We start from the raw sequence: 26,250 nt of genomic DNA, 5'->3' as shown, positions 1-26,250 counted from the left end.
TTCCGCGTCGGTCGCGTTGGGCTTCGGCACGCAGTACATCATTACTTACTATCCGCCGCCTGGTGGCTACGACGCCTTCTGGGCGAGCGGAAATGCTCCGGCCCTGACCACGCTGGCCCACGCTACCCAAAGCCTGCCGCGAAGCAAATGCTATTGGTACTGGGCTGGGCAGGGCGGCAGTGCTCATTTTACGTGCCAGGTCTATAGTTGAACAGCCACACAGGTGTTCCAGGCCCAGTCGACGACGGTCGACATGTGGTTCGGTATGTGGGGTACCCCACGGTAGGAGTATTGCTCGCGGTCGCGTACTCCGTGGTTGTTGGGATCCTGACTATTCAGGGGGCAGGCATCAGTGGTGGTGCCTTCTTTAACCTCAATAACGAGCCTGTGGGCGTAGGTGAGCCGTCCGCTCCATGGGCTCCGGCGCTTGGCATCGCCATTGTGAGCACTTCAGTCGTGGTCGTTGCCTATGGCTTGTTTCGTCGTTCAACGGCCAGGAGATGGTTGATTAACGGTGCCATGGTCGCGGTCTTGGCCACAATTTCTGCAGCCGGGATGATGTATAGACATCCTCTTCTTGATGAGAATGGTGATCCCACACTGCCATACGAGCTTGGTTGGAGGGGTTGGCTGCATGCAGCAGGAGCTAGTCCAGCGGTTCACGTCGTGCTAGCACTCTTGGTGGTATGCCTGTTCTTTGGTGATAGGACGGTCACTCGATCCGTGCAGAGCGAGCCAGCACATGAGGACCGGGTTGACAATTGACACTTGAACGATGCATGGCCCGGAGGCAGAGCCATAGGGCAGCCTGACGTCATGGTCCACAAGACTGGGCTCTGCTACGGATCCGACCTCAACCGTCCCAAGGGGTCCGCCCGATAATCGCGAAGGGCCGCACAGAGGGCTTCGGACTCGCTGGCGGATCCGGGGCGCTCATGGGTAAGGCAGCCAGGTTTGCATGTCTGGGCCGTAATGAAACACGTGCGAGCGGCGACTAGCTTGTTACGAATTGCAATCCCCAGCGATAGTGGTGGGAGGATGGAGCGCTGACTTGTGTGCAGCGACGGAATATTGAGCGTTGAGCTGGCTCGATCGCCAGAGTCAACTCTTATGCAGCGGTAGACCCTACTCCTTGGCGCTTACGAAGTCGGCCGGATGGTCGGTGTCGAAGTGCGCCTGCTATAACGGAGGGACGACCCTTTACTCGGTCGCCAAGGGCCAAAGCATCACCTACTCGGTGACCACTGAAGGGTCCGGGCAGACGTTTGCGGTCGTCATGGAGAAGAACACCAACCGCGGGAAGGCTTCGATCGCGGTCAACGGTGGCAAGGCGACGACCGTCGACACGCATGCGTCAGCCGCTCAACACGCGGCCATCGTGTGGCAGGCGACACTTCCAGCAGGCACGAGTACGGTCGTGGTCAAGAACCTCGGAACGACGTCGCGGACACGCATTGACGTCGATGCCCTGACGCTGACCGGTCCGCCGACGGGCGAACTCCCGATCTCCTACCCGGACGACATGTGACGGATCACTCGGCCCTGATTGCCAGGAAGCCGGGGAGATCGCCAAGAAGGGCGAGGGCGCTGGACCCAAGGCGACTACATGCGGGGCGGCGCGTTGGTTCGCGGAGGTCGTCCTCAAGCCGGGAGGAAGACCTCGCCAGCCGGGTTCTTCTGCGGTGGACGGGATCAGCATGGACGACCGCGCCACCGCGGCCTCAGCAAGCCAAGACCGAGGAGCGAAACATGGCCGCATGGTCGGCTCGTCGGGACTCTGAGCGCACTTCACTCCGACGAGGAGATCGGCCGAGTCACTTCCTGCTCAGGCCTCCGGGCCAAGGAGCTTCACCTTGAGGTGTTGCACGACCTCACAGCAGGAATGACCATTGAGCAGATCGGACCCTGATACTGACAGGACGGGCGACGTGGCGGCCGCCGTGCCCCACCTGCTCGGCGCCTCTCCCGACCGATCGTGTAGGTCAAGAGCCAGTCTGTTCCTGTGCCTTGTGCCTGCACCGCCTCGCGGCCGAACGTGGCCGCTTCTGGAGTTAGCATGCCGATCTTCGGGACCAATCCGATCGCCGTCGCCATCCCGAGTGCCGAGGGACCGCCACTCGTTCTCGATGCGCATCCTCCAGCATCATCGTCGGCCACGTGGTTGGGCCATCGGGACGCGGGAACGCCACCGCTCGCGGGTGTCGCGTTGGACTTGGAGGTCAATCCACCGTTGACTCCAGCGCAGCGCATGCACTCTCGCCATGCGGCGCCCTGATGGGGACCTTGCTGGCCACGGCAGGTGGATGCGTTGACCGCCGCGGTCGTCGGCCCCAGTCGAGTCCACCGTCACGGTGATGGCGCTCCAGCGCGCGGGGACGCCAACCGCCTTCGCGACGCATTCACAAGGAGCAAGCGGGAGCCGAGTGAAGGAGCGCGACGTCGCCTTCAAGAAGCAGATCACCGGTGACTGTTCACTTGACAACAAGAACGGGAGGGCCTCGCCTGTCCTAGCAGAGTCTCACGCGGTAGACGTTGACCCAGCAGGGCACGACTCCACAATGGAGATGCGTCACTGCCGGTGGCGGCCATTCTCGCTGCGCCGCGCGCTCCCAATGACACGTCTTGGACATCGCAACCTGAGCCGTAAGACCCTCACCTTGCTCCGGCGCGATCCGGGTGTATGAACGGCCGAGACGCATCGACGCGGGCCGAGCTGTCAGGCGGCAGCCAAGATGGATAGGCCGTCGGTCGCGTTCCGAGGAGCCACCGCGAAGAGCTGTAAGAGGCGGTCCAGGCTCTCGTAGGGTGGCATCTGATCCGACACGTATCCGACACGTGTGCTTGCGGTTCGGCGCTCCCGTTCCGGCGTTTACCCAGGTCACAGCGCATATCTTGCGGTGTGGACGTGGAGGGACTCCCCGGCCGAGCCGGGGCTCGCAGTCCCGCGGACCAAGGGATGGACCCCAGACGAAAAGCGTGTCTGGGGTCCATCCCTTGGTGGACGTGGAGGGACTCGAACCCCCGGCCTCTCGCGTGTGAAGCGAACGCTCTAACCAGCTGAGCTACACGTCCGGCACCCTCACGGGCAGGGCAAAGATACCGGCGCGGTCGGGCGGAGGCGAAATCGGGTCGTGACCGCGGCCAGGGTTCCGCAGGCGGGTGATGCGGGGTTACATGGGGGGATGACCACACGCGTCACCCAGATCCACACCTACCCCGTCAAGGGCCAGCCGGGAACCGACCTCGACGAGTGCGTCGTCGAGGCCGAGGGGATGGCCGGCGACCGACGCAAGAAGGCGGCACTCCACCTCGTCGCGAAGTCCGACGCGGCGACGACGCGGGCCAACCTCGTCGTCGACATCTCCGCCGACGCCCTGCGCAGCTTCATCGGCGCCCGGCTCCGGGTGGGAGACATCGTCGTCGGGATCACCGGGTCGGCCCGGAACTGCCCTGGGGTGTATGCCGAGGTCGTCACGAGCGGGGAGGTCCACCTCGGCGACGTCGTGGCTCCCGTCGAGAAACGGACGGACTCCCCGATACGTGCGTAGTGAGTCGGCGGAAAATACCTGAAAATCCGTGGATGCCGACCCCGACACGCTGTAGTGAACGCTGCTAGGTTGACCCCGGGTAGGTCGCTCGTACGGGTCCGACGCAGTCGCGGTCCCTCGTCGCGCGTGTGGACCGGAGGAGGGATTCGCGGTGCGCAGTTCCAACGCCGTGCCGACCGGCCCCTCAACCTGGCGCCGCGGCATGACACGCTCGCTCCGGGCGCTGGCCGTCCTCGTCTGCACGATGCTCGTCGCCGCCGTGTCCGTCGTCGTCCCCGCCGCCCTGCCCACCGCGGCCGCCGCCACCGTTCCCTTCGGCACCGTCCAAGGGCGAGCCCACGACCAGACGGGCTACACCGACGCCGGCTTCACCCAGTCGACGAGCGCGAACCAGTCGTGCACGAAGTACAGCCCCACGTCGGGGACGGGCGCCTCGTCCACGTCGAGCGCGTGGGTCGATCCGGGGTCCACGGCATACGTCGCCCACGGCGCGAGCGACTACCCGTGCCCCAGCGGAGGCGTCAACACGAGCGACCAGAGCGCGGTGGGCGTCACACCGAACTCGACGACCTCGGCCACCGACGGCACGCCCTTCCTCGTCGCGAAGATGGTCCACTACAACAACCCGATCAGCGGCAACTACCCGGCGTGGTACAAGGGAACGATCTCCCTGAAGTTCTCCAACATGCTGACGCCGAACACCGTCGACTTCGGGTTCCAGCTCCAGGAGACGCCCAACAGCTCGAGCAACCGACGATGCGACCCCTCTCCGGAGGGCCCGAACCCGGACGCCTACGACCAGGGCATCAACGCCAACGGCTGCGCCGACTGGATCTACTTCGACAGCCAGGTCTCCGCGACCGTGCTGACGGGCCAGGACGGCACGAAGTACAAGCTCGTCCTCAAGGGCTTCTCCGGCGGCTCCTGCGCGAGCTATGACGAGTCGGCGACGGCCCAGACGTTCTGGACCAAGGAGCGTGCGACGACCTCGGCCTGCATCTGGGCCTCGTTCCAGCAGGTCCGGAGCCTGAAGATCCAGAAGAAGGTCGTCGCGCCGTCCGGCGTCACGCCGCCGAGCCAGGCCTTCTCCTACACCTCGACGAGCGACCTGCGCGGCTCGGCGTGGGACGGCCAGGCCTGGACCCTGACCAACGGGCAGAGCAAGACCGGAGACCTCCTGCAGGACGAGACGGTCGGCGTGACGGAGGCCCAGCTCGGCGGGAAGTGGTCACTCACCGACATCTCCTGCGTCGACGGCACGGGAGCGAACGTCCCGTTGGCGAGCAAGGACCTCACGACCGGTCAGATGAGCCTCAAGGTCGGCGCCCCGGCGACGAGCGCCGCCGCACCGGTCACGTGCACCTACACCAACACCTACCAGCCGAAGGGCACCCTGACCCTCGTCAAGCAGGTGCAGAGCGGGTCCGCCGCGCCGTCGGCGTGGACCCTCTCGGCGAGTGGTCCGACGTCGATCTCGGGGCCCAGCGGCTCGCCGGCGGTGACGAACCAGACCGTCAACACCGGCACCTACGACCTCGCGGAGAGCGGGCCCGTCGGCTACGTCCCCGTCGGCGGGTGGTCGTGCACAGGGAGCGGCGGCACGCTGGACGGCACGCGGCTGACCATCGCCGACAGCGCCAACGTCACGTGCACGGTGACCAACCGCCAGGCCGTCGGCTCGCTCCAGATCAAGAAGGTCGTGAACGGGCCGGCGAGCGGCGCCCCGAGCCCGACGTACGCCTTCCGGGGCAGCTACGACTGCGGCACCGGCTTCTCGGGGACCTTCTCCACCCTGACGACCGCGAGCCCGGTGACGATCGCGAACATCCCCGCCGGCTCGAGCTGCACGGTGACCGAGACGCCCCCGACGGGCAGCAGCGGGCTCGCCGACTCCTCCTACACGTGGGTCGGCACGCCGTCGTACGACCCGTCGCAGTCGGTGACGATCGCCGACCAGGCGACGAGCACCGTGACGATCACGAACAGCTTCGTCCAGAACACCGGCACGCTCATCCTCGCCAAGGCCGTCCAGCCGCGCGACGGCACCGACCAGACCGGGTACACCGGCGGGACGAGCCGGACCTTCCTGATGCGGTACACGTGCACGATCGGCGGCACGACGGTCGCGTCCGGCAGCCGCGACGTGACGACCGGCGCGCCGGTCACCGTGAGCGGCATCCCGGCGACGTCGTCCTGCGCCGTGGCCGAGACGCTGACCGAGCAGACCGGTGACTTCGCCGACGCGTCGTATGCGTGGGACGGCTCGACGAACGACGGGCCGAAGACGGTCCCCGTCGACGGCTCGGCGACGGTCACGACGACGAACTACTTCGCCAAGCTCACCGGGCGGCTCACCATCGTCAAGCGCGTGCAGGGTGACGGTTACACGGGCGGCACCGATCCACACTTCGCCATCGACTGGAACTGCGGGTCGGCGAAGGGGACGGTGACCCTCGCCAAGGACGGCTCGGAGACCGTCACGGTGCCGGCCAACCTCGGCTGCTCGGTCGTCGAGCGGGGCCCGAGCGGCAACCTCGCGGTGGGCTATGAATGGGGCCAGCCGAGCTACGACGGCCTGACGGGCGGTGTCGTGACGGTCAGCCCCAGCGGCACGTCGACGGTCACCGTGACGAACACGACCAACCCGATCTTCGGCACGGTCACGGTGACGAAGAACATCACCGGCGCGACGGACGGCGTGATCGCCGGAACGCGGTTCTTCGTCCGCGTCGACTGCGACGCACCCGCTCAGGGCGAGACGACGAACTACGCCCACGTCTTCAATCTGCTCCCGCAGAGCCCGATGGGGACCCCCAACCTCCAGGTCGGCACGACGTGCACGGTGACCGAGCAGAGCCAGCCCGACCTCCTCGACGACTCCTACGCCTGGGACCCGATCCCGGACCCGCAGACGGTCACCATCACGAGCAAGGGCCAGGTCGCCGCCGTCACGGTGACCAACCACGTCCGCCGCGTCTACGGCTCGCTGTCGATCTCCAAGATCGTCACCCCGCTCGACGGTCTCGACGGCAGCGGCGTCGGCTTCTCGGGCACGTGGTCCTGCGCATACGGCGCGACGACCTACTCCGGGACGTGGTCACGCACCGGCGCGGGCGCCGCCACGCTCACCGGCGACGACCCCACCCAGATCCCGCTGACCTCGCGGTGCACGGTCACCGAGAACGCCCCGAACCGCGACCCCAGCCTGACCGACAGCTCCTACAACTGGGGTGGCGTCACCATCACCGGCCCCGTCACGCTGACGGCGGCGGCACCCGAGGGGCACGTCGACGTGACGAACACGATCGTCCGCTCGACCGGTGCCTTCACCGTCGCGAAGATCGTGACCGGCGGCGAGGCGGGCACGGCGTTCGAGGACGACGACTTCACCTTCCAGTACCGGTGCTCACCGCTCACCGGTCCGGCGATCACCGGCACGCTGACGGCGAGGGCGGGCGGCACCGCCGTCCTGCCGAGCGGCGTGACGATCCCCCTGGGAAGCACGTGCACGGTGAGCGAGACGGGCGTCGCGGACCCCATCGACCCCTACCGGTGGGGGGACCCGACCTACCAGGTCGGCACGAGCTCGCCGACGACGGAGCCCCCGACCTTCGTCGTGACGAGCGCGACGCTCCCGATCGCCGTGCGGGTCACCAACCCCTTGGAGGAGGTGTTCGTCCCGGTCACCGTGACCAAGCGCGTCACGGGCGCGACGAGCGGCTACACGGGGACGACCTTCACCGGCTACGGCAGGTGCACGAGTCCCGACGGGACGACCCGCATCTACGGCCCGGCGACGCTGGCGCGGGACGAGTCCATCACCGAGGGGGTCCTCCTCGGGTCGACGAACTGCATGATCGTGGAGTCGCCGCCGGGGGCGGGAGAGGGACTCCTCGACGACTCGTATGCGTGGGGGCCGGCGAGCACGGACCCGCCGTCGCTCGACGTGACGGATCCGAACGGTGACTACCAGGCGGAGGTGATCAACCCGATCACCCGGGTCCACGGGCAGATCTCGCTGATCAAGGTCCTCCACGACCCCGATGCGGTCGTCGACCCGACGCGGACCTACTCCGGGACGTGGACCTGCTCGCGCACGGGTGACCCCGACGTGAGCGGCACCTGGACCGTCGACGGCCCAGGACCTGCCACGCTCGACGGCGTCCCTGACGACGGCATCCTGCTCGGCTCGACGTGCACGGCGACGGAGGGCGCCCTGGGCGCCCCGCCGGCCGCCAACGGCGACCCGTCGTACTCGTGGGGCGACGCCACGTTCGGGTCCGGCACGGTGACCTCGGAGCACGCCGGCGGCATGACGGTGACGAACACGGTGAACCGGACCGTCGGCGACGTCGACGTCACCAAGACGGTGACGGGGGAGACCCTCGGCTACGTCGGCACGGGAGAGGCGTTCACCGTCGACTACCGGTGCACCCCCCCGACCGGGACCGCCTCGCCCCTCACCGGCACCGCCACCGTCGGCGACGGACAGACGAGGACGCTCGCATCCGGCATACCGAGTGGGTGGTCGTGCACGGCCGACGAGCACCCGCCGGGACGTGACCTGCTGCGCAACGCGTCGTATGCCTGGGGCGTCCCGACCGTCACCGGGCCCGTGACGGTCGCGGCCGGGGAGACGGTCTCGATCAGCGTGACCAACCCCGTGATCCGCAACTACGGCGCGCTCGCCGTCGTCAAGGTGATCGGCGCCGACCAGGACGCCGTGACGCCCGACGCGACCTTCTCCGGCACCTACTCGTGCGTCTACGGCCAGGGGGACCCCGACGAGGCCACCTTCGAGGGCACCTGGTCGGTGACCGGGCCCGGGGTCGCGACCTTGGACCCGGTGGCGGACCGGCTGCCGATCGGCACGAGGTGCACCATCACCGAGGACACTCCGAGCGGAGGGCTCGTCGACGCGTCCTGGTCGTGGGCCACCCCCTCGATCGGTCAGCCGGGAGTGATCGCGAGTTCGCGGTCGGTGTCGACGGCCACGGTCGACAACCGTCCGGTGCGGGTCCACGGCACCCTCGAGGTGACGAAGGTCTTCGACGGCGACGCGGACCTGGCCCTCGTCGCGGGCGCCCGCGTGACCGGTACCTGGAGGTGCGACTACGACAGTGGGAGCCGCCCCGAGGACCACACGGTGGGCACCTGGTCGCTGCCCGCCTCCGGCGGGACGGCGACCCTGGCCGCGGCCGACGGAAGTGTCACCGACGCCGACGGGAACCCGATCCTCGTCCCGGTCACGTCGTCGTGCACCGTCACGGAGAACACCCCGGGCGAGGACCTGCTGACCGACACGTCCTACGCGTGGGGCCCGGTCGCCTACGACCCCGAGGGTGGCGTCGTGGCCGTGCCGGCGAGCGGCGCGGCACACGTCACGGTCACGAACACGGTGACGCGCGTGCCGGGCGCCCTGGAGATCCGCAAGATCATCGATCTGCCGGCCGGAGTCACGCACGAGGACCAGGGGACCTTCACCGGCACCTACCTGTGCTCGCACCGGGGTGACCCGGACCAGACCGGACCATGGTCGCTCACGCTGCCCGACACGGCGCGGGTCGACGGCATCCTGCTCAACTCGCAGTGCACCGTCACCGAGGACATCCCGACGGGCGTCCCGAAGCCCTCCGACATCTCCTACGTCTGGGCCGGCAACACGGTCTCGCCGGGGTCGGCCACGGTGACCGACCCCAGTACGCCGGCGGAGTTCACGGTCATCAACCACGTCGTTCGGGCCCTCACCCACCTGACGGTGACCAAGGTCCTCTCCGAGAACTCGGCGACTCCGCCGGACGGGCTCGAGTTCGACATGTCCTACACGTGCACCGACCAGTCCGGTGACACCCACACGGGCAGCAAGGCCATCGCCATCGGGGAGACGTGGACGACCGCCAACGACATCCCGGTCGGCTCGCACTGCACCGTGACCGAGGGCGACCTTCCCGACGTGTCGCCGCGGTTCGTCTGGGTCGGCACGTCGATGTCCGTCGAGCAGATCCCCGGGTTGCCGAGGTCCGGCGCGGCGTCCATCGACTTCGACGTGCCGCCGCTCGGGGCGGACGGCGTCGTCGTCCCGGCCGTCACCGTGACGAACGAGCTGACGCGGGCGGAGAACGGCTACGTCATCACCAAGTCGTCCGACCCCTCCTCCGGCACCCCGGTCGAGCCCGGCGGGACGATCACCTACCGCGTGACCCTCACCCCGACCGGGCCGGGGGTCACCGACGGCGTCGTCGTCACCGACGACCTGTCGGAGGTCCTGCCGTATGCCACGGTGAGCGACATCGATCCACCGCAGGGAACCGCCTCGATCGCCGGCGACACGCTGACGTGGAACGCCGGCACGGTCGGGCCGACGGAGCCGCTCACGCTCACCTACCGCGCGACGGTCAAGCCGGGCATGTACGACGTCGTCCTCCGCAACGCCGTGACGGCGACGGGTGAGACGCCGCCGGACCCGTGCGACACCTGCGAGACGACGACGGAGCACCCGACACCGCCCGCATACGAGGTCTCCAAGACGGCCGATCCCGCATCCGGGGCGACCGTGCAGCCCGGGCAGCCGATCACCTACCGGCTCACCGTCCACAACCTGTCGGTCGAGTCGCCGATCGAGGGGATCGTCGTCACCGACGACCTGTCCGACGTGCTCGCCTCCGCCGACTTCGACGGGGTCGTGTCCGGCGGTCCGGCGGTCCTGCGCGGCTCGACGCTCACGTGGACGGTGCCCGAGATCGGCGCCGGGGGCTCGACGACGCTGGTCTACCGCGTCACGGTCGACAAGGACGCCTACGACGTCATCCTCCGCAACGCGGTCACGGCGACCGGCCCGGTGCCGCCCACGACGTGCGACCCGTGCACGACGACCCACCACACGCCGCCGCAGACCCCACCCGCTCCGGCGCCCGAGCCGCCACCGCTGGCGTTCACCGGCTCCGGCGGCGTGCTGTCGACGCTCCTGCTGGCCCTCGCGCTCCTCGCAGCCGGTGCAGCCGCCGTCTGGTCCGTCCGTCGCCGGGACGCCTGACACCGGTCCGGAGGCTCACGCGTCGCGGAGCATCGGGACGTCGAGCACGACGGCGGGGATGCCGAACGCGTCGACGAGCGTCCGGGCGTGCGGACGCACCGTGGCACACAGCGCGTTGACGCCCGCCACGACGTCCTTGGACTGCCGCGTCGTCAGCCGGCCGTGCTCGAGGTACCAGGCGCGGTGCTCCTCGATCGTCGAGAGGGCGAACAGGTCGCACACCGTGCCGAGCAGGTCGGCCGCGGCCGGGTCGTCGCACCCGTCGATGGCCGCGACGAAGGCCTCGAGGACGATGCGGTCGGCATGGGCGAGCGCCGCCTCGAGCAGATGGTCCTGGGCCGCGTTGAAGGCGGCGAAGGCGGCCCGAGGGTCGTCGTCGGTGCTCGGCACCCTGCGCAGGCGGGCGGCGACCGTCTCGACGAGGTGTCGCTCGCGGTCCTCGAACAGGTCGAGCTGTCCGCCCCGGTCGGTCAGCGCCGTCGGGGCGAGGCGCCCGCCCGACCCCGAGATGAGGCGCTGGACGACGCCGGCCCCGGTCGTCCGCTCGACGACGGCTCCCGCGAACTGCCGGGCCCCGAAAAGGATCGTCCCGACGGTGTCGAGCTCGTGGAAGGCATCGCGCATGTGGGTGAGCAGACCCTTCGCGACGAGCTGGAGCAGGACGGTGTTGTCGCCCTCGAACGTCGTGAACACGTCGAGGTCGGCCTTGATCCGGGCGATGCGGTTCTCCAGGAGGTAGCCCGCCCCACCGCACGCCTCGCGACAGGTCTGGAGGGTCCGGCTCGCGTGGGCCGTCTGGGCGACCTTGATCGCCGCCGCCCGCACCTCGAGCGCGCGCTGCGCCGCCTCGTCCTCCGACTCGACGCTCTGGACGGCATCGAGGGCCTCCACGAGGGCGTTCTGCGCGAACGCCAGGGCGCAGGAGCGGGCGAGGGCCGGGAGCAGCCTGCGCTGGTGGGCCCGGTAGTCCAGGAGGGTGACCTCCTCGGCGGTCCCCGGTGCGGAGAACTGGCGCCGACGGTCGGCATACGTGACGGCGAGGGCCAGGCCCGTCCGGGCCGCAGCACCCGCCCCCGCGCCGACGCTGACCCGGCCCCGGACGAGCGTGCCGAGCATCGTGAAGAAGCGCCGGTCGGGGTTCGCGATGGGGGAGTGGTAGGTCCCGTCGTCGTCGATCCGGCCGTACCGGTCGAGGAGGTCGGCGCGCGGGACCCGGACGTGGTCGAACGACAGCCGGCCGTTGTCGACGCCGGGCAGCCCCTCCTTGGGGCCGCAGTCGCCGATCGTGACCCCTGGCATGGGGGCGCCGTCGGCGTCGCGGATCGGGACGAGGACGCAGTGGACGCCGTGGTTCTCCCCGCGGACGAGGAGCCGGCCGAAGACGGCGGCCGTCCGCCCGTCGCGGGCAGCGTTGCCGATGTACTCCTTGCGGGCGGAGGGGTCCGGGGTGTCGACGACGATCTCGTCGGTCTCCGGGTCGTGGGTGAGCGTCGTCCGCAGGGACTGGACGTCGGAGCCGTGGCCGAGCTCGCTCATCGCGAAGCACCCGAGGAGCGAGAGGTCGAGGACGCGAGGCAGGTATGCGGCGTGGTGCGCGTGCGTCCCGAGGTTGGCGATCGCGCCGCCGAAGAGCCCGAACTGGACGCCCGCCTTGACCAGGAGCGACAGGTCGACGCACCCGAGGGTCTCGAACGCCGTCACCGACGCACCCGCCTCGCCCGTCCCGCCCTGGGCGACGGTGAAGCCCTGCCGCGCTGCCCCGGTCCTCGCGATGACCGGCAGCTGGGCCAGGGTGCGCTCGCGGTACTCCTCCATCGTGAGCTGCTCCTCGGGGTAGACCAGCTCGCCGATCGCCGGGTCGTCGCGCAGCTCCTCGCGGACGTCGCCCCAGCGCCCGTCGAGGGCGGCGCGGAGCGCGTCGACGAGCGGGCCGGGCGGCTGGGATGCCGAGTCGGTGGTCGTCGCGTCGAGCCCGACGTCGGTGGTCGTCGGCCCGGGGCCGGACTCGGCGGTCATCGGCTCGCCCTCGGTCTCGTCGGCCACACCGCCGCCAGCCCGCTCCACGCGAGAGCGGCCAGGTCGTCGCGCAGCTCCTCCCGCGTGCGGCCGTGGGTCGCGCCGTCGGGCCGGATCCAGTCGTCGGCCGCCGCGCGGACCATGCCGACGACGGCCGCACCCCAGACCGGCGCCACGTCGACCGGACGACCACCGGCCCGCAGCGCCGAGGCGACCAGGTCGCCGATCTGGCGGGCCAGGTGCGTCGGCACCCCTCCGGCCTCCACCGCCTGCGGATCGCGGTCGAGCAGCGGTGCGGCGACGACGAACCGGTAGACGTCGGGGTCGCGCTCGACGAGCCGGAGATAGGCGTCGACGGCCGCTGCGACGACGGGGCGACCATCGCCCTCGACAGCGATGAGAGGGTCGCCGACCGCGGCGCGTACGTCTCGGGCGATGAGCGACTCCACGCGCTCGACGACGGCGGCGTAGAGGCCGGCACGGTCGGTGAAGTGGCGGTAGACAACGGTCTTCGACGTTCCCGCCATCGCCGCGATCTCGTCCATGCCGACCCTGGGGCCGTGGGCGCGGATCGCGCGGACCGTCGCGTCGACGAGCTCGGCGCGACGCTGGGTCCGGTGCTCCGCCCAGCGCGAGCTGCGGCCGTCGACCGCCCCGTCCGTCGTCATCGCCATGGTCCACCGACGGTAGCAGGTACTCATCGTATCTGATACCGTCAGTATCGGATACCTGGTCTCGACCCTTTCGACCGCGGGAGGCTCCGGTGGGAGCAGCACCTCGTCGCGCCGCGATCCTCGGCGGCAACCGCATCCCCTTCGCCCGGCAGAACGGCGCGTATGCCGACGCCTCGGAGGAGGACATGCTCACCGCGGCGCTCGACGGCCTCGTCGCGCGCTTCGGGCTCGCGGGGGAGCGGCTCGGCGAGGTCGTCGCAGGTGCCGTCGTCAAGCACAGCCGGGACCTCAACCTCACCCGGGAGAGCGTCCTCGGAAGCGCGCTCGCCGCGACGACTCCCGCATACGACGTGTCCCAGGCGTGCGCGACGGGGCTGGAGGCGACGGTCCTCGTCGCGAACAAGATCGCGCTCGGCCAGGTCGAGTCCGGCGTCGCCGGCGGGGTCGACTCCGCGTCGGATGCGCCGATCACGGTGAGCGAGGACCTGCGCCGGATCCTCCTCACGGCGAGCCGGGCACGGAGTGCGGGGGAGCGGATGCGGGCCCTGCTCGGGCTGCGGCCCCGGCAGTTGGTGCCTGCCGTGCCCCGGAACGCCGAGCCGCGGACCGGCCTGTCGATGGGGGAGCACATGGCCATCACGGCGGCCCGGTGGGGGATCACCCGGGAGGCGCAGGACGAGCTCGCCCTCGCCAGCCACCGGAGCCTCGCCGCGGCATACGACCGCGGCTTCTTCGACGACCTCATGACGCCCTACCTCGGGCTGACCCGCGACGAGAACCTCCGGACCGACACCTCCCTCGAGAGGCTGGCGGCGCTGCGGCCGGCGTTCGGCCGGGGCGAGGGGGCGACCATCACCGCCGGAACGTCCACACCGTTGACCGACGGCGCCTCCACGGTCCTGCTGGCCTCCGACGCGTGGGCGGCCGAGCGCGGACTGCCCCCACTGGCATACCTCGTCGACGCCGAGACCGCCGCCGTCGACTACGTCCACGGGGACGAGGGGCTCCTCATGGCTCCGGCGTATGCCGTGCCCCGCCTGCTGTCGCGCGCCGGGCTCGCCCTCGAGGACTTCGACCTCGTCGAGATCCACGAGGCCTTCGCGGCGACGGTCCTCGCGACGCTGAAGGCATGGGAGGACGAACGCTTCTGCGTCGAGCGGCTCGGTCTCGACGGGCCGTTCGGGACGGTCGACCGGTCGCTTCTCAACGTCAACGGGTCGTCGCTCGCCGCGGGCCACCCGTTCGCCGCGACGGGCGGTCGCATCGTCACGAGCCTCGCGAAGATGTTGCACGAGAAGGGACCTGGCTCCCGCGGGCTCGTCTCGATCTGTGCGGCGGGTGGCCAGGGCGTCGTCGCGATCCTCGAGGGGGCCTGACGAGGCATGGCGTCCGACGTCTACGGTCAGCTCGTCCACACCTCCCTCGGCCGGCAGGTCGTCACGGGTCTCGGCCTCCCGAACCCGGCGACCCTGCGCCGGTACGAGCCCGGCGATCCGCTCCTGCCCGGCGCCGCGGTCGTCGGCGGTCTCGGGACGGCTCCGCTCGCCGACCGGGTGGGCGGTCTGCTCCGCCGTCTCGGCATCGAGGTCCTCGACAAGGCGCCCGACGAGGGCCGGATCGCGGCGGTCGTCGCCGACCTCACGGAGGTCGAGGAGCCGGCGGACCTCGAGACGCTCCGCGCTCTCGTCGGCCCCGCGCTGCGACGTCTCGGCCCGAGCGGACGGGTCGTCGTCCTCGGCCGTCCTCCCGAGACGGCGTCGTCGTGGGCGCAGGCCGCCGCTCGACGCGCGCTCGAGGGGGTGACCCGGTCGGTCGGCAAGGAGCTGCGCGACGGCGCGACGGCCACCCTCGTCCTCGTCGCCGGCGGGCTCGTCGCCGGCGGGCTCGTCACCGGCGGGATCTCCGCCGAGCGGACGATCGGCGGCGACCCCACCGTCGGGGACCTCGTCACCGATGACGGTGACGACGATGGCGGTGCGGACGGCGACGGCGACCCCGTCGAGGCAATCCTGCGCTTCCTCCTCTCCGGCCGCTCGGCCTTCGTCGACGGCCAGGTCGTCCGGGTCGGCGCCAGGTCGGTGAGCCGTCCCGCGGACTGGAGCGCTCCCCTCGCCGGGCGGGTGGCGGTCGTGACCGGTGCGGCCCGGGGGATCGGGGCAGCCGTGACGCGGGTCCTGGCCCGCGACGGAGCGACGGTGGTCGCGGTCGACGTGCCGGGAGCGGGCGATGCCCTGGCGCGGATGGCCAACGAGGTTCGCGGCTCCGCGCTCCAGGTCGACGTGACCTCTCCCGACGCCGGTGCCCGCATCGTCGAGCACGCCCGCACCCGTCACGGCGGTCTCGACGTCGTCGTCCACAACGCCGGCATCACCCGCGACAAGCTGCTCGCGAACATGGACCCTGACCGTTGGGGCTCGGTCGTCGACGTCAACCTCGGCGCGATCCTGCGGATGAACGAGGCGATCCTCGACGAGGGTGGGCTGCGGCCCGGCGGTCACGTCGTCCTCGTCGCGTCGATCGCCGGGATCGCCGGCAACCGCGGCCAGACGAACTATGCGGCGTCCAAGGCGGGCGTCATCGGCCTCGTCGGGGCGATGGCCGCCGACGAGGGCCTTCGCGCCCGGGGGATCACCGTCAACGCCGTCGCGCCGGGGTTCATCGAGACCGAGATGACGGCACGGATGCCGCTCGCCACTCGCGAGGCGGGGCGCCGGCTCAGCTCGCTCGCGCAGGGCGGCCTGCCGCGCGACGTCGCCGAGACCGTCGCCTGGCTGAGCCAGGACGCCAACGCCGCCGTGACGGGCGCCGTCGTCCGCGTCTGCGGCCAGAGCCTCCTCGGAGCCTGACGCATGCCCACTCACCCCGACGGACCGGCCGGCGGTCTGGCACCCGATCGGGGCCTGTGCACCACTCCGACCTCCACCGCCTCGACCGCCATTGCCCCGACTCCCGCCGACCCGTCGGGAGGCCCGGTTGGCGGTCTGGCACCCGATCGGGGCCCCTGCACCACTCCGACCTCCACCGCCCCGACCTCCACCGCCCCGACTCCCGCCACCCCGACTGCCGTGGAACCATCCGGTGGCCCGGTTGGCGGTCTGGCACCCGATCGGGGCCCCTGCACCAACCACCGGCGCCGGACACCACAGGACGACCTCCAGAAGGACACCACCCCCCGGATGACCGCATGACCACCGTCACCGACCTCGCCGCCCCGCCGAGGCTCGCCCGCGTCTTCGCCGAGGCGGTCGTCACCGCGCGCCTCGCGAAGCCGAGGGACCTGCCCGACGTCGCATACCGGCTCTCCGGCCAGCGCGTCGATCGCTCGCATCTCCTCGCATACCAACGGATCTGCGGGTTCCCGGTCAACGACCTGCTGCCCGCGACCTACCCGCACGTGCTCGGGTTCCCGCTCCAGGCGCGGCTCATGGGCAGGCGCGACTTCCCGTTCCCGCTGCCCGGGCTGCTCCACACGACGCAGCAGGTCACCGCACATCGAGCCCTCACGGCACACGACATCCTCACCGTCGCCGTGCATGCCGAGCGGCTCCGGAGCCACCCGAGGGGACGGCTCGTCGACCTCGTCACCGAGGTGACGTCGGAGGGAGAGGTCGTCTGGGAGGGCCGCAGCACCTATCTTCACCGGGGCACCGGCGACGCGACCGCCGAGCGCGACGAGCGCGGCCCGGCCGTGCCCGAGGGGCCACCCGCCGCGATCTGGCGCGTGCCCAGGGACATCGGGCGGCGCTATGCGAGGGTCTCCGGAGACGTCAACCCCATCCATCTGCACCCGCTGACCGCCCGCGCGATGGGTCTGCCGACGACGATCGCGCACGGGATGTGGTCGGGTGGCCGACTGCTCGCGAGCCTCGGGCACGCGGCATACGAGCCGTCGGTGGCGCGGCTGTGGTTCCGCAAGCCCCTCGTCATCCCCGGCACGGTCGAGGTGACGTATGCGACCTCCGGCCCGGTCCGCATCGCCGGCGTCCGCTCGCGCACCGACCCGCCGACGGAGATCGTCGCCCTCTCCCTCTCGCCCCTCCCGGCGTGACGTCGCGGTTCCAATGGGTCGTCGCCGCGGACGCGCCGTCGCCACCGTCGCCGCGGACGGAGAACTTGCATCGTGACGGAGCAACTTCTCCGTCCGGACGCGACTTCTCCGTCCGAGCCCAGAGGCCGAGCCGAGAGGCCGAGCCGAGAGGCTGAGCCGAGGGCCGAACCGGTCGGCGAGGGTGACAGGATCGACCCATGCCTGCCGACGCACCGACGATCCTCGCCACGTCCGGCGGCCTCCGCAACGGGGACCGCACGATGCTGGAGTTCAACAGCCTCGTCCACCACGCCGTGACCCTGTCCGGCGTCACGGGCCGGGCTCCGCGGCTCGGCTTCGTCGGGACGGCCATCGGCGACCAGGAGTTCTACGCCCACCGGATGATGGAGGCGTCGCGGGTGGCCGGGTTCGCGTTCACCGAGTTCCGGCACTTCACGATGCCCAACCACGACGACATGCGCGCCGCCCTCCTCGAGCAGGACGTCGTCTGGGTGACCGGCGGCTCGGTCGCCAACCTGTTGGCCGTCTGGGCAGTCCACGACTTCGGGAGCGACCTGCGTGCGGCGTGGGAGGCCGGCGTCGTCCTCGCGGGCGTGTCGGCCGGGTCGATCTGCTGGTACGAGGGCGGCACGACCGACTCCTTCGGGCGGGAGCTGCGCGCCGTGACGAACGGCCTCGCCTTCCTCCCGTATGCCAACGGCGTCCACTACGACACCGAGGAGCGGCGCCGTCCCCTCGTGCACGGGCTCGTCGCCGACGGCACGATCGGCACGACGCACTGCACCGACGACGGGGTGGGCATGGTCTACCGCGGGACGGAGCTCGTCGAGGCGGTGACCGAGGTCGACGGCAAGGGCGCGTACATCGTCCACCGCGAGGGCGACGCGGCCGTCGAAGAGCGCCTCGAGCCGCGCCTCCTGCCGCCCGTCTGAGCCGCGCCACCCGCGGCCCGGGTCCGGCCAGTCCGGCGAGTGGGGTGGGCCGTCCGGCGGACATCCAATGGGGGCCGATCGAGGCCGCCGACCGAGCCCCGTGAGCACGACCACCCAGGCGGCGCCGGGGCATTGGGTGTCCGTCGGTCGCACGTGGGCCGGTGAGGATGGCGTGCCCAGGTCCGTCGGTCGGCCGAGGTCGCGTGTCCGTCGGGAGGGGGAGGTATGCCGTCCGCGCGGGGGATCTGCACCTCACGGGCCCGTGGCTACCGTCGTCGTCATGAGCAACGAGCAGACCCTCTGCGCCGACTACCTCCTGGCTCTCCTCTCCCCGGAGAAGGAGACCTTCGTCGTCGACTCGACCCACTGGAAGGCCGGCCTCGCGGGGGCGGCCGTCGTCGAAGCGGTGCTGTCCGGCGCCCTGCGGCTCACGGAGCAGGGCGAGCCCGGCACCCGGCCCGGACGCCTCGTGAGGACCGGCGTCGCAGCTCCGGCCGTCGGCTCGGTGTGGGACGAGGTCATCGAGCGCGCCGACGGGCAGAAGCCGAAGAACGCGGTCGGCCGGATCGGCGGCGCGTCGACGTGGCGCGACCGGGCCGGTGAGCTCCGCGACGCCGTGCTGGCCGACCTCGTCCGCAAGGAGGTCATCGCGCCTCGGGAGCACCGCACCCTCGGCCTCTTCCCGACCCCGCGGTGGGCGCTCATCCGACCCGCCGCCCGCGACGCCGTCCTCCGGCGGGTGACCGAGACGCTCGCCGCGGCGGGCACCGGCCCCCTCGTCGAGCGCGACGCCTCGCTCGCGGCCATCCTGCACGCGTCCGGAGCGCTCCCGAAGCTCTTCCCGGAGGCCGACCGGCGCCGGCTCAAGGAGCAGGGCAAGGCGCTCACCGAGGTGTCGTGGGGCTCGCAGGCGGTGGGCAAGGCGATCCAGGACGTCAACACCGCGGTCGCGGCAGGCGTGGTCGCCGCCGTCGCCGGCGGCACGGCCGCCTCGAGCTGACCGCAGACCCCGCCGTCGGCGGGGTCCAGCTGGCGGTCTGGCACCCGATCGGGGTCTGTGCACCATCTCGCTTGGCGGTCTGGCACCCGATCGAGGTCTGTGCACCATCTCGCTTGGCAGTCTGGCACCCGATCGGGGCCTGAGCGCCGCCGGCCGGGCCGGAAACGCGGGTGAGGGCGCATACCGCCGGCCGATACGATCGTCGGGCTACCCCGGTATGCCGCGCCACACGCATACCGATCCATGTCACCACCCGCGAGGAGCACCGCCGTGTCCGCCCAGATCACCGTCCATGTCGCCGGCAGCGAGCGATCGGTGCCGGAGCGGACGACGGCGGCGGACCTCTTCGGCGACGACAGGGCCGTCCTCGTCGCGCGCGTCAACGGTGAGCTGCGCGACCTGGCTCACGTGCTCGCCGACGGCGACCACGTCGAACCGGTGACGGCGGCCGAGCAGGACGGCCTCGACGTCCTGCGGCACAGCGCCGCGCACGTGCTCGCCCAGGCCGTCCAGCAGGTGCACCCGGACGCGCGGCTCGGGATCGGCCCGCCGATCCGCGACGGCTTCTACTACGACTTCGACGTCGAGACCCCTTTCACGCCCGAGGACCTCAAGAGCCTCGAGAAGGTCATGCAGCGCATCATCAACGAGGGTCAGTCCTTCGTGCGCCGCGAGGTCTCCGACGAGGAGGCGCTCGAGGAGCTCGCCGACGAGCCGTACAAGTGCGAGCTCATCGGGCTCAAGGGCGGCTCGGCCGGGGCTGCGGCAGAGGGGGCCGACGCGTGGGCCCCCAGCAGCGCCATCGACGAGGTCGAGGGGGCTGCTGGGGAGGTCGGCGGCGCGCAGCTGACCATCTACGACAATGTCCGCCGCGACGGCACCCGCGCGTGGGGCGACCTGTGCCGCGGCCCGCACGTGCCGACGACCAAGGTCCTCGGCAACGCCTTCAAGGTCATGCGCAGCGCCGCCGCATACTGGCGCGGCAGTGAGAAGAACCCGCAGCTCCAGCGGATCTACGGCACCGCGTGGCCGAGCAAGGCCGACCTCACGGCATACCTCGACCGGCTGGCGGAGGCCGAGAAGCGCGACCACCGCAAGCTCGGGGCGGAGCTGGACCTGTTCAGCTTCCCCGACGAGATCGGCTCCGGCCTCGTCGTCTTCCACCCCAAGGGCGGCGTCGTCAAGCGGATCATGGAGGACTACGTCCGGCAGCGGCACATCGAGGAGGGCTTCCTCTACGTCGGGACGCCGCACATCGCCAAGGAGGGGCTGTTCCACACCTCCGGGCACCTGCCGTACTACGCCGACACGATGTTCCCCCCCATCGAGTTCGAGGGTGCGAACTACTACCTCAAGGCGATGAACTGCCCGATGCACAACCTCATCTACCGGTCGCGCGGGCGCTCTTACCGCGACCTGCCGATGCGGCTGTTCGAGTTCGGGTCGGTGTACCGGTACGAGAAGTCCGGCGTCGTCCACGGTCTGACCCGGGTCCGCGGGATGACCCAGGACGACTCGCACTCCTACGTCACCCACGAGCAGGCCCCCGGGGAGATCCGCCACCTGCTGAACTTCGTTCTCAGCCTGCTGCGCGACTTCGGGCTCGACGACTACTACCTCGAGCTGTCGACCCGCGACGACTCCAAGCCGGAGAAGTTCATCGGCTCCGACGAGCAGTGGCGGATCGCGACCGACATCCTCGCCGACGTCGCCCGCGACTCGGGCCTCGAGCTCGTCGACGACCCGGGCGGCGCCGCGTTCTACGGCCCGAAGATCTCGGTCCAGACGCGCGACGCCATCGGCCGGACCTGGCAGATGTCGACGATCCAGTACGACTTCAACCAGCCCGCCGGGTTCGGGCTCGAGTACCAGGCCGCCGACGGCACCCGCAAGCAGCCCGTCATGATCCACTCGGCGAAGTTCGGCTCCATCGAGCGGTTCTTCGGGGTCCTCGTCGAGCACTACGCCGGCGCGTTCCCCCCGTGGCTCGCGCCCGTCCAGGTCCTCGGCGTGCCCGTCGCCGAGGAGTATGCCGAGTACCTCCGCGACGTCCTGCGGCAGATGGCGGCGCGGGGCATCCGGACCGAGCTCGACGAGTCCGACGACCGGTTCCCCAAGAAGATCCGCAACGCCGCCAAGGCGAAGGTGCCCTTCACGCTCATCGCCGGCGAGGAGGACCGGTCGCACGAGGCGGTGTCGTTCCGCTACCGGGACGGGTCGCAGCGCAACGGCGTGCCGATCGCCGACGCCATCGACCTCGTCCTCGAGGCCATCGAGACCCGCGCCCAGGTCTGAGGCGGGCCCGTCCCGCGATGACGCCGAGGTGAGTGGAGGCGCCGACGCCCCGGCGTCGGCTCCTCCACCCACGAGGCACGCGGTATGCCGGTCCCTCCGGTGACGCACCGCGCCGGTGCCTCGTCCGGGATGCCCGCCTGCCTAGGATCGGGTGCCATGGACCAGGAGGCCGGGCCGACGCCGGAGGACGCCGCCACCTTCGTCGGCGACCCGGACGGGCTCGAGCGGCTGTGGACGCCGCACCGGATGGCATACGTCAGCGGTGACCGGCCCTCGACGGAGGCGGGGGAGGGCTGCCCCTTCTGCGCGGCCCCCGACAAGGACGACGCGCGCGGGCTCGTCGTCCACCGGGGGGAGCTGTGCTACGTCGTCCTCAACCTCTTCCCCTACAACCCGGGCCACCTGCTCATCTGCCCGTACCGGCACGTCTCCCTCTACGTCGACCTCACCGAGGAGGAGACGTCGGAGTTCACCGCCCTCACCAAGGCCGGCATCCGGGCTCTCGAGGCGGCGTCGCAGCCCATGGGCTTCAACCTCGGCATCAACCAGGGGGACGTCGCCGGGGCCGGCGTCGCGGCCCACCTGCACCAGCACATCGTCCCGCGGTGGGGCGGCGACGCGAACTTCCTGCCCATCGTGGCCCGCACGAAGGCGCTCCCGGCACTCCTGGAGGACACGCGCCGGCTCCTCGTCGAGCACTGGCCCGGTCAGTAGGCTGACGGCCACCATGCTGAACCGATACGCCCGCGCCTTCTTCACGAAGCTGCTCACCCCTGTGGCGAAGCTGCTCCTCGGGCTCGGGATCAGCCCCGACATCGTCACCGTCGTCGGCACCCTCGGCGTCTGCTTCGGGGCGCTCGCGTTCTACCCGCGGCACGAGTTCCTCGTCGGCACGATCGTCATCACGGCCTTCGTCTTCTCCGACACGGTCGACGGGATCATGGCGCGCAGCTCGGGCCGGTCGAGCAGCTGGGGCGCCTACCTCGACTCCACCCTCGACCGGGTCGGCGACGCGGCCGTCTTCGGGGGGCTCGTCCTCTGGTACGCCGGCGACGGCGACCAGCCCTACATGGCCGGCCTCGCCCTCGCCTGCCTCATCCTCGGCAGCGTCGTGTCGTATGCCAAGGCCCGTGCCGAGGGCCTCGGCTTCACCGCCAACGTCGGCATCGCCGAGCGGGCGGACCGCCTCGTCGCCGTGCTCGTGACGACCGGGCTCGTCGGGTGGTTCCTCCCCGAGATCGTCCTCACCGTCGTCCTCGCCCTCCTCGCGCTCGCGAGCCTCGTCACCGTCGTCCAGCGGATGCTCGCCGTCCGCCGGCAGGCGCTCGCGCCGACCCCCTGACCGGTATGCCGTCCCCCTACGCCTCGCCCTTCCGGCCGCCCTACCGCTCGGTCACCTCCGCCGCGTCCGCGATCGCCGACGCCGTCACGACCGGCGGCTTCCGGGCGGGGTGGTCGGTCGTCCGGCGGATGCCGGAGCGCACGGCATACAACCTCTTCGACGCCGCCGCCGAGATGGTCCACTACCGCGACGGTCGGGACGTCCAGCAGCTGCGGCGCAACTACGCGCGGGTCCGGCCGGAGCTGTCGCGGTCCGCGCTGGAGGTCCTCGTCCTCCAGGGCGTGCAGTCCTACCTGCGGTACTGGTGCGAGGCGTTCCGCCTTCCCGAGCTGTCCCACGGACAGATCCGCGAGCGGATGCGGCTCGACAACGACGCCCAGGTCCGTGCCATCCTCGCGGACGGCCGGCCCTGGATCGGGTTCCTCGGGCACCTCGGCAACTGGGACCTCGCGGGTGCCTGGAGCGAGATCGCCCTCGCCCACGTCGTCACGGTCGCCGAGCGCCTGAAGCCGGAGGAGGTCTTCGAGGAGTTCCTCCGGTTCCGGGAGGGCCTCGGTATGCGGATCCTTCCGCTGACCGGCGGCGGCAACGTCTTCGGGGAGCTCCGCTCGGTGCTCGCCGAGGGCCGTCCCCTCCTCATGCCGCTCCTCGCCGACCGCGACCTGACGCGCCACGGCGTGCGGGTCCAGCTGTGCGGCCACGAGGCGTCGGTCGCCGTGGGGCCGGCCGCGCTCGCCGTCGCGACCGGTGCGCCCCTGTTCCCCGTCTCGGTGCACTACGAGCCCGCGCCGGAGCTGCGCGGTCGGTGGCGGACCGTCGCGACGATCCACGACGAGGTCGTCGACCCGGGGGTCGGGACGACGCGGGAGCGGGTCGCCGCGATGTCGCAGGGCTGTGCCGACGCCCTCGGCGCCGCCATCCGGGAGCACACGCAGGACTGGCACATGATGCAGAAGGTCTTCACGGCGGACCTCGACGACAGGGCTCGCGACGGTGCCTCGAGCCGTGGTGCCTCCGACCGCGGCGCCTCCGACGGGCAGGACGTCGATGGTGGAGCCTTCGGCAGGCGTCCCGCCGGCCTCCGGGAGGGCCCGCGAGGCAGGTCCCTGCGCGGCCCTCACCTGACCACCGCCAGGGATCCCCGGCCGCCGCGGACCGCGACGTGAGGATCGGACTGGTCTGTCCGTACTCCTTCGACGTGCCGGGTGGTGTCCAGTTCCACGTTCGCGACCTCGCCGAGCACTTCCTCCGGCAGGGCCACGTCGTCTCCGTCCTCGCCCCGGCCGACGAGGACACGCCGCTGCCGGACTACGTCGTCTCCTGCGGACGCTCGGTGCCGGTCCGCTACAACGGGTCGGTCGCGCGGCTCAACTTCGGCCCGATGACCTCCGCGCGGGTGAGCCGCTGGCTCGACGAGGGCTCCTTCGACGTCGTCCACGTCCACGAGCCGCTCACGCCGAGCATCTCCGTGCTGGCCCTCCGCGCGTCGACGGCGCCCGTCGTCGCGACCTTCCACACGAGCAACCTGCGCTCGCGGGCCCTCCAGGCGGCATACCCGCTCATCCACCCGCTCATCGAGCGGATCCTCGGCCGGATCGCGGTGTCCGAGGACGCCCGTCGGACCCTCACGTCGCACATCGGGGGCGACGCCGTCGTCATCCCCAACGGCGTCGACACCGGCTTCTTCCGGACGGCCGAGGCGCGGCGGGAGTGGCAGGGCGCCGACGAGGCGCCGACGCTCGCCTTCGTCGGCCGGATCGAGGAGCCCCGCAAGGGTCTGCCGGTCCTCGCGGCGGCGATGCCCGCCATTCTCGCCCGGCATCCGCGGACGCGGCTGTTCGTCGCCGGCCCGGGGGACGCCGAGACGGCCGTCGAGCTGCTCGCCCCGGCCGTCCGCGAGGCGACGAGCTTCCTCGGGATGGTGAGCGACGAGGACAAGGCCGCGCTCCTCGCGTCGGTCTCGGCCTACGTCGCCCCGCATACCGGCGGGGAGAGCTTCGGCATCGTCCTCGTCGAGGCGATGGCGGCCGGCGCGCCGGTCGCGGCGAGCGACCTGCCGGCGTTCCTGCGCGTCCTCGGGCCCGGGCCGGCCGGGGTGACGTTCACGAACGAGGACCCCGCGGACCTCGCCCGGGTGCTCGGCGACCTCCTCGACGACCGGGTCCTGCGCGAGGAGCTGTCGGCGTTCGGCGCGCAGCGCGCCCTCGACTTCGACTGGTCGACGGTGGCCGAGGAGATCATGGCCGTCTACGAGACGGTCGTCGACGCCGCGCGGGCCGTCGAGGCCATCGAGGCCGCGACCGACCCGGCCAGCGGCCCCGGGCCCGGGGCGGGATTCGCGCACTTCCTCCGCCGCCGGATCGGACGGGGCGAGGCGTGACCCGGACCATGCGTGACGCGAGGCACCCGACCGTGGCGGTCGCGTGTCCCGCCGCCGACCGACTCGACCCCCGTGCCGGGGGCCGGCTCGACGTCGGCCGCCGTGAGGTCGGCTGCTCGGATGTCGGTGGCCGTGAGGTCGGCTGCTCGGATGTCGGCGGCCGTGACGTCGGCCGCTCGGACCCGCCCGGTGAGGGGCGCCGGGGTGAGAGCCGCGGAGGTCCGCTCGGTGACGGGCGCCAGGCACGGCTTCCCGCGGTCAGGCTGCGGAAGGAGTCGCGATGACCGACACCGGCATGATCCTCGTCCTCGTCCTCGTCGTGCTCGTCCTCATCGCGTGGCAGCTGACCTACAACGCCTCGCGCCTCGACCGGCTCCACACCCGGGTGGAGGGCGCCCTGTCGGCCCTCGACGCCCAGCTCGTCCGCCGCGCCGAGGCCACCCTCGAGCTCGCCAACTCCGGGGAGCTGGATCCCGCGAGCTCGCTCCTGCTGGCCTCCGCCGCCTCGGAGTCCCTCGAGCGGCAGACCGACCACGCCCTCGCCGACGACCTCCTCGACGGGCTGTCGTTCGCCGGGCGAGAGGCCGTCGAGTCCGACCTCAGCGAGGCGCTCGGGGTCGCGCTCACCCCGTCGGTCGTCGCCGAGCTGCGGGACCGCGACGGCGTGGGGGCCGCCGCGCTGACCCGCGTCGTCGCCGCCGGCCGCCGGGTCCAGCTGGCCCGCCGCTTCCACAACAACCTCGCTCTCGACGCCCGGCGGGTCCGCCGCAAGCGCGCGGTGCGCTGGTTCCGGCTCGCCGGGCACGCGACGATGCCCCAGACCGTCGAGTTCGACGACGCCCTGCCGCCGACCCTCGAGTCCTGACCCGCCCGGCCCGCGCCGGACCGCCCAGCCCCACGCTCCGGCCCCCCAGCCCCCACGCTCTGGCCCGCCCAGCCTCACGCTCTGGCCCGCCCAGCCCCCACGCTTTATCGGGTGACC

General features: G+C 71.4%; 17 protein-coding genes and 1 tRNA gene. 15 read left to right on the top strand and 3 right to left on the bottom strand.

The annotated features are described in order from the left end of the window. The first annotated feature begins 1,276 nt into the window (after positions 1-1,276). Both BN12_RS24940 and BN12_RS26650 read left to right on the top strand, forming a co-directional pair. The gene (locus tag BN12_RS24940; protein ID WP_048549878.1) at positions 1,277-1,528 is read left to right on the top strand and encodes a hypothetical protein; all 252 of its coding nucleotides are present in this window, start codon (positions 1,277-1,279) and stop codon (positions 1,526-1,528) included. Positions 1,529-2,002: 474 nt separating this feature from the next. After that, positions 2,003-2,275 carry an Ldh family oxidoreductase gene (locus tag BN12_RS26650; protein WP_083454360.1) on the top strand — a complete coding sequence of 91 codons (273 nt, stop codon included), beginning with the start codon at positions 2,003-2,005 and terminating at the stop codon, positions 2,273-2,275. A 720-nt stretch (positions 2,276-2,995) separates the two neighbouring features. On the opposite strand, the gene BN12_RS02475 is transcribed toward BN12_RS26650, so the two are convergent. Further along, a tRNA-Val gene (locus BN12_RS02475) sits at positions 2,996-3,072 on the bottom strand. Between the two features lie 110 nt (positions 3,073-3,182). Between BN12_RS02475 and BN12_RS02470 the strand changes: the two genes are divergently transcribed. Next, positions 3,183-3,548, top strand: coding sequence for an MOSC domain-containing protein (locus BN12_RS02470; RefSeq protein WP_048549877.1), 366 nt, complete (start codon positions 3,183-3,185; stop codon positions 3,546-3,548). Positions 3,549-3,750: 202 nt separating this feature from the next. Then, the gene (locus BN12_RS02465; RefSeq protein WP_048549876.1) at positions 3,751-10,581 is read left to right on the top strand and encodes a DUF5979 domain-containing protein; all 6,831 of its coding nucleotides are present in this window, start codon (positions 3,751-3,753) and stop codon (positions 10,579-10,581) included. Positions 10,582-10,596: 15 nt separating this feature from the next. Here the strand turns inward: BN12_RS02465 and BN12_RS02460 are convergent, their stop codons facing one another. Together BN12_RS02460 and BN12_RS02455 are read right to left on the bottom strand one after the other, a co-directional pair. Continuing rightward, positions 10,597-12,597, bottom strand: a complete 2,001-nt coding sequence (locus BN12_RS02460; RefSeq protein ID WP_048555913.1) for an acyl-CoA dehydrogenase family protein — start codon at positions 12,595-12,597, stop codon at positions 10,597-10,599. Then, positions 12,594-13,271, bottom strand: coding sequence for a TetR/AcrR family transcriptional regulator (locus BN12_RS02455; protein ID WP_200901126.1), 678 nt, complete (start codon positions 13,269-13,271; stop codon positions 12,594-12,596). Before BN12_RS02455 ends, BN12_RS02460 begins: the two co-directional genes overlap by 4 nt. An 89-nt stretch (positions 13,272-13,360) precedes the next feature. Here BN12_RS02455 and BN12_RS02450 point away from each other — a divergent pair, with 89 nt between their 5' ends. The 11 genes from BN12_RS02450 to BN12_RS02395 all read left to right on the top strand — a co-directional run bounded on the left by BN12_RS02450 (position 13,361) and on the right by BN12_RS02395 (position 26,133). Further along, positions 13,361-14,647 carry an acetyl-CoA C-acetyltransferase gene (locus BN12_RS02450; protein ID WP_048549874.1) on the top strand — a complete coding sequence of 429 codons (1,287 nt, stop codon included), beginning with the start codon at positions 13,361-13,363 and terminating at the stop codon, positions 14,645-14,647. Positions 14,648-14,653: 6 nt separating this feature from the next. Then, complete coding sequence (locus tag BN12_RS02445; RefSeq protein ID WP_048549873.1) at positions 14,654-16,117, top strand: 3-oxoacyl-ACP reductase; 1,464 nt, start codon at positions 14,654-14,656, stop codon at positions 16,115-16,117. Positions 16,118-16,455: 338 nt separating this feature from the next. Further along, the gene (locus BN12_RS02440) at positions 16,456-17,319 is read left to right on the top strand and encodes a MaoC/PaaZ C-terminal domain-containing protein (RefSeq protein ID WP_048549872.1); all 864 of its coding nucleotides are present in this window, start codon (positions 16,456-16,458) and stop codon (positions 17,317-17,319) included. Positions 17,320-17,516: 197 nt separating this feature from the next. Beyond that, positions 17,517-18,251: a Type 1 glutamine amidotransferase-like domain-containing protein gene (locus tag BN12_RS02435; protein WP_048549871.1), complete on the top strand. Its 735-nt coding sequence runs from the start codon at positions 17,517-17,519 to the stop codon at positions 18,249-18,251. A 280-nt stretch (positions 18,252-18,531) separates the two neighbouring features. Further along, on the top strand, positions 18,532-19,251 hold the full coding sequence (locus BN12_RS02430; protein WP_162233022.1) for a GOLPH3/VPS74 family protein: 720 nt from the start codon (positions 18,532-18,534) through the stop codon (positions 19,249-19,251). A gap of 270 nt (positions 19,252-19,521) precedes the next feature. After that, positions 19,522-21,546, top strand: a complete 2,025-nt coding sequence (thrS, locus tag BN12_RS02425) for a threonine--tRNA ligase (RefSeq protein ID WP_048549869.1) — start codon at positions 19,522-19,524, stop codon at positions 21,544-21,546. A gap of 156 nt (positions 21,547-21,702) precedes the next feature. After that, entirely contained in the window at positions 21,703-22,260 is a 558-nt protein-coding gene (locus BN12_RS02420; protein WP_048549868.1) for an HIT family protein, read from the top strand. Positions 22,261-22,273: 13 nt separating this feature from the next. Then, positions 22,274-22,888: a phosphatidylinositol phosphate synthase gene (gene pgsA / locus BN12_RS02415; protein WP_048549867.1), complete on the top strand. Its 615-nt coding sequence runs from the start codon at positions 22,274-22,276 to the stop codon at positions 22,886-22,888. Between the two features lie 5 nt (positions 22,889-22,893). After that, positions 22,894-24,054, top strand: a complete 1,161-nt coding sequence (locus tag BN12_RS02410) for a phosphatidylinositol mannoside acyltransferase (RefSeq protein ID WP_083454357.1) — start codon at positions 22,894-22,896, stop codon at positions 24,052-24,054. Beyond that, on the top strand, positions 24,051-25,268 hold the full coding sequence (locus tag BN12_RS02405; protein ID WP_048549866.1) for a glycosyltransferase family 4 protein: 1,218 nt from the start codon (positions 24,051-24,053) through the stop codon (positions 25,266-25,268). Before BN12_RS02410 ends, BN12_RS02405 begins: the two co-directional genes overlap by 4 nt. Before the next feature lie 280 nt (positions 25,269-25,548). Continuing rightward, positions 25,549-26,133, top strand: a complete 585-nt coding sequence (locus tag BN12_RS02395) for a hypothetical protein (protein WP_048549864.1) — start codon at positions 25,549-25,551, stop codon at positions 26,131-26,133. The last annotated feature ends 117 nt before the right edge of the window (positions 26,134-26,250 follow it).

Source organism: Nostocoides japonicum T1-X7 (assembly GCF_001046855.1).
Lineage (GTDB): Bacteria > Actinomycetota > Actinomycetes > Actinomycetales > Dermatophilaceae > Nostocoides > Nostocoides japonicum.
Note: the sequence above shows the minus strand (reverse complement) of the source record. Positions and strands in the feature narration are given on the sequence as shown.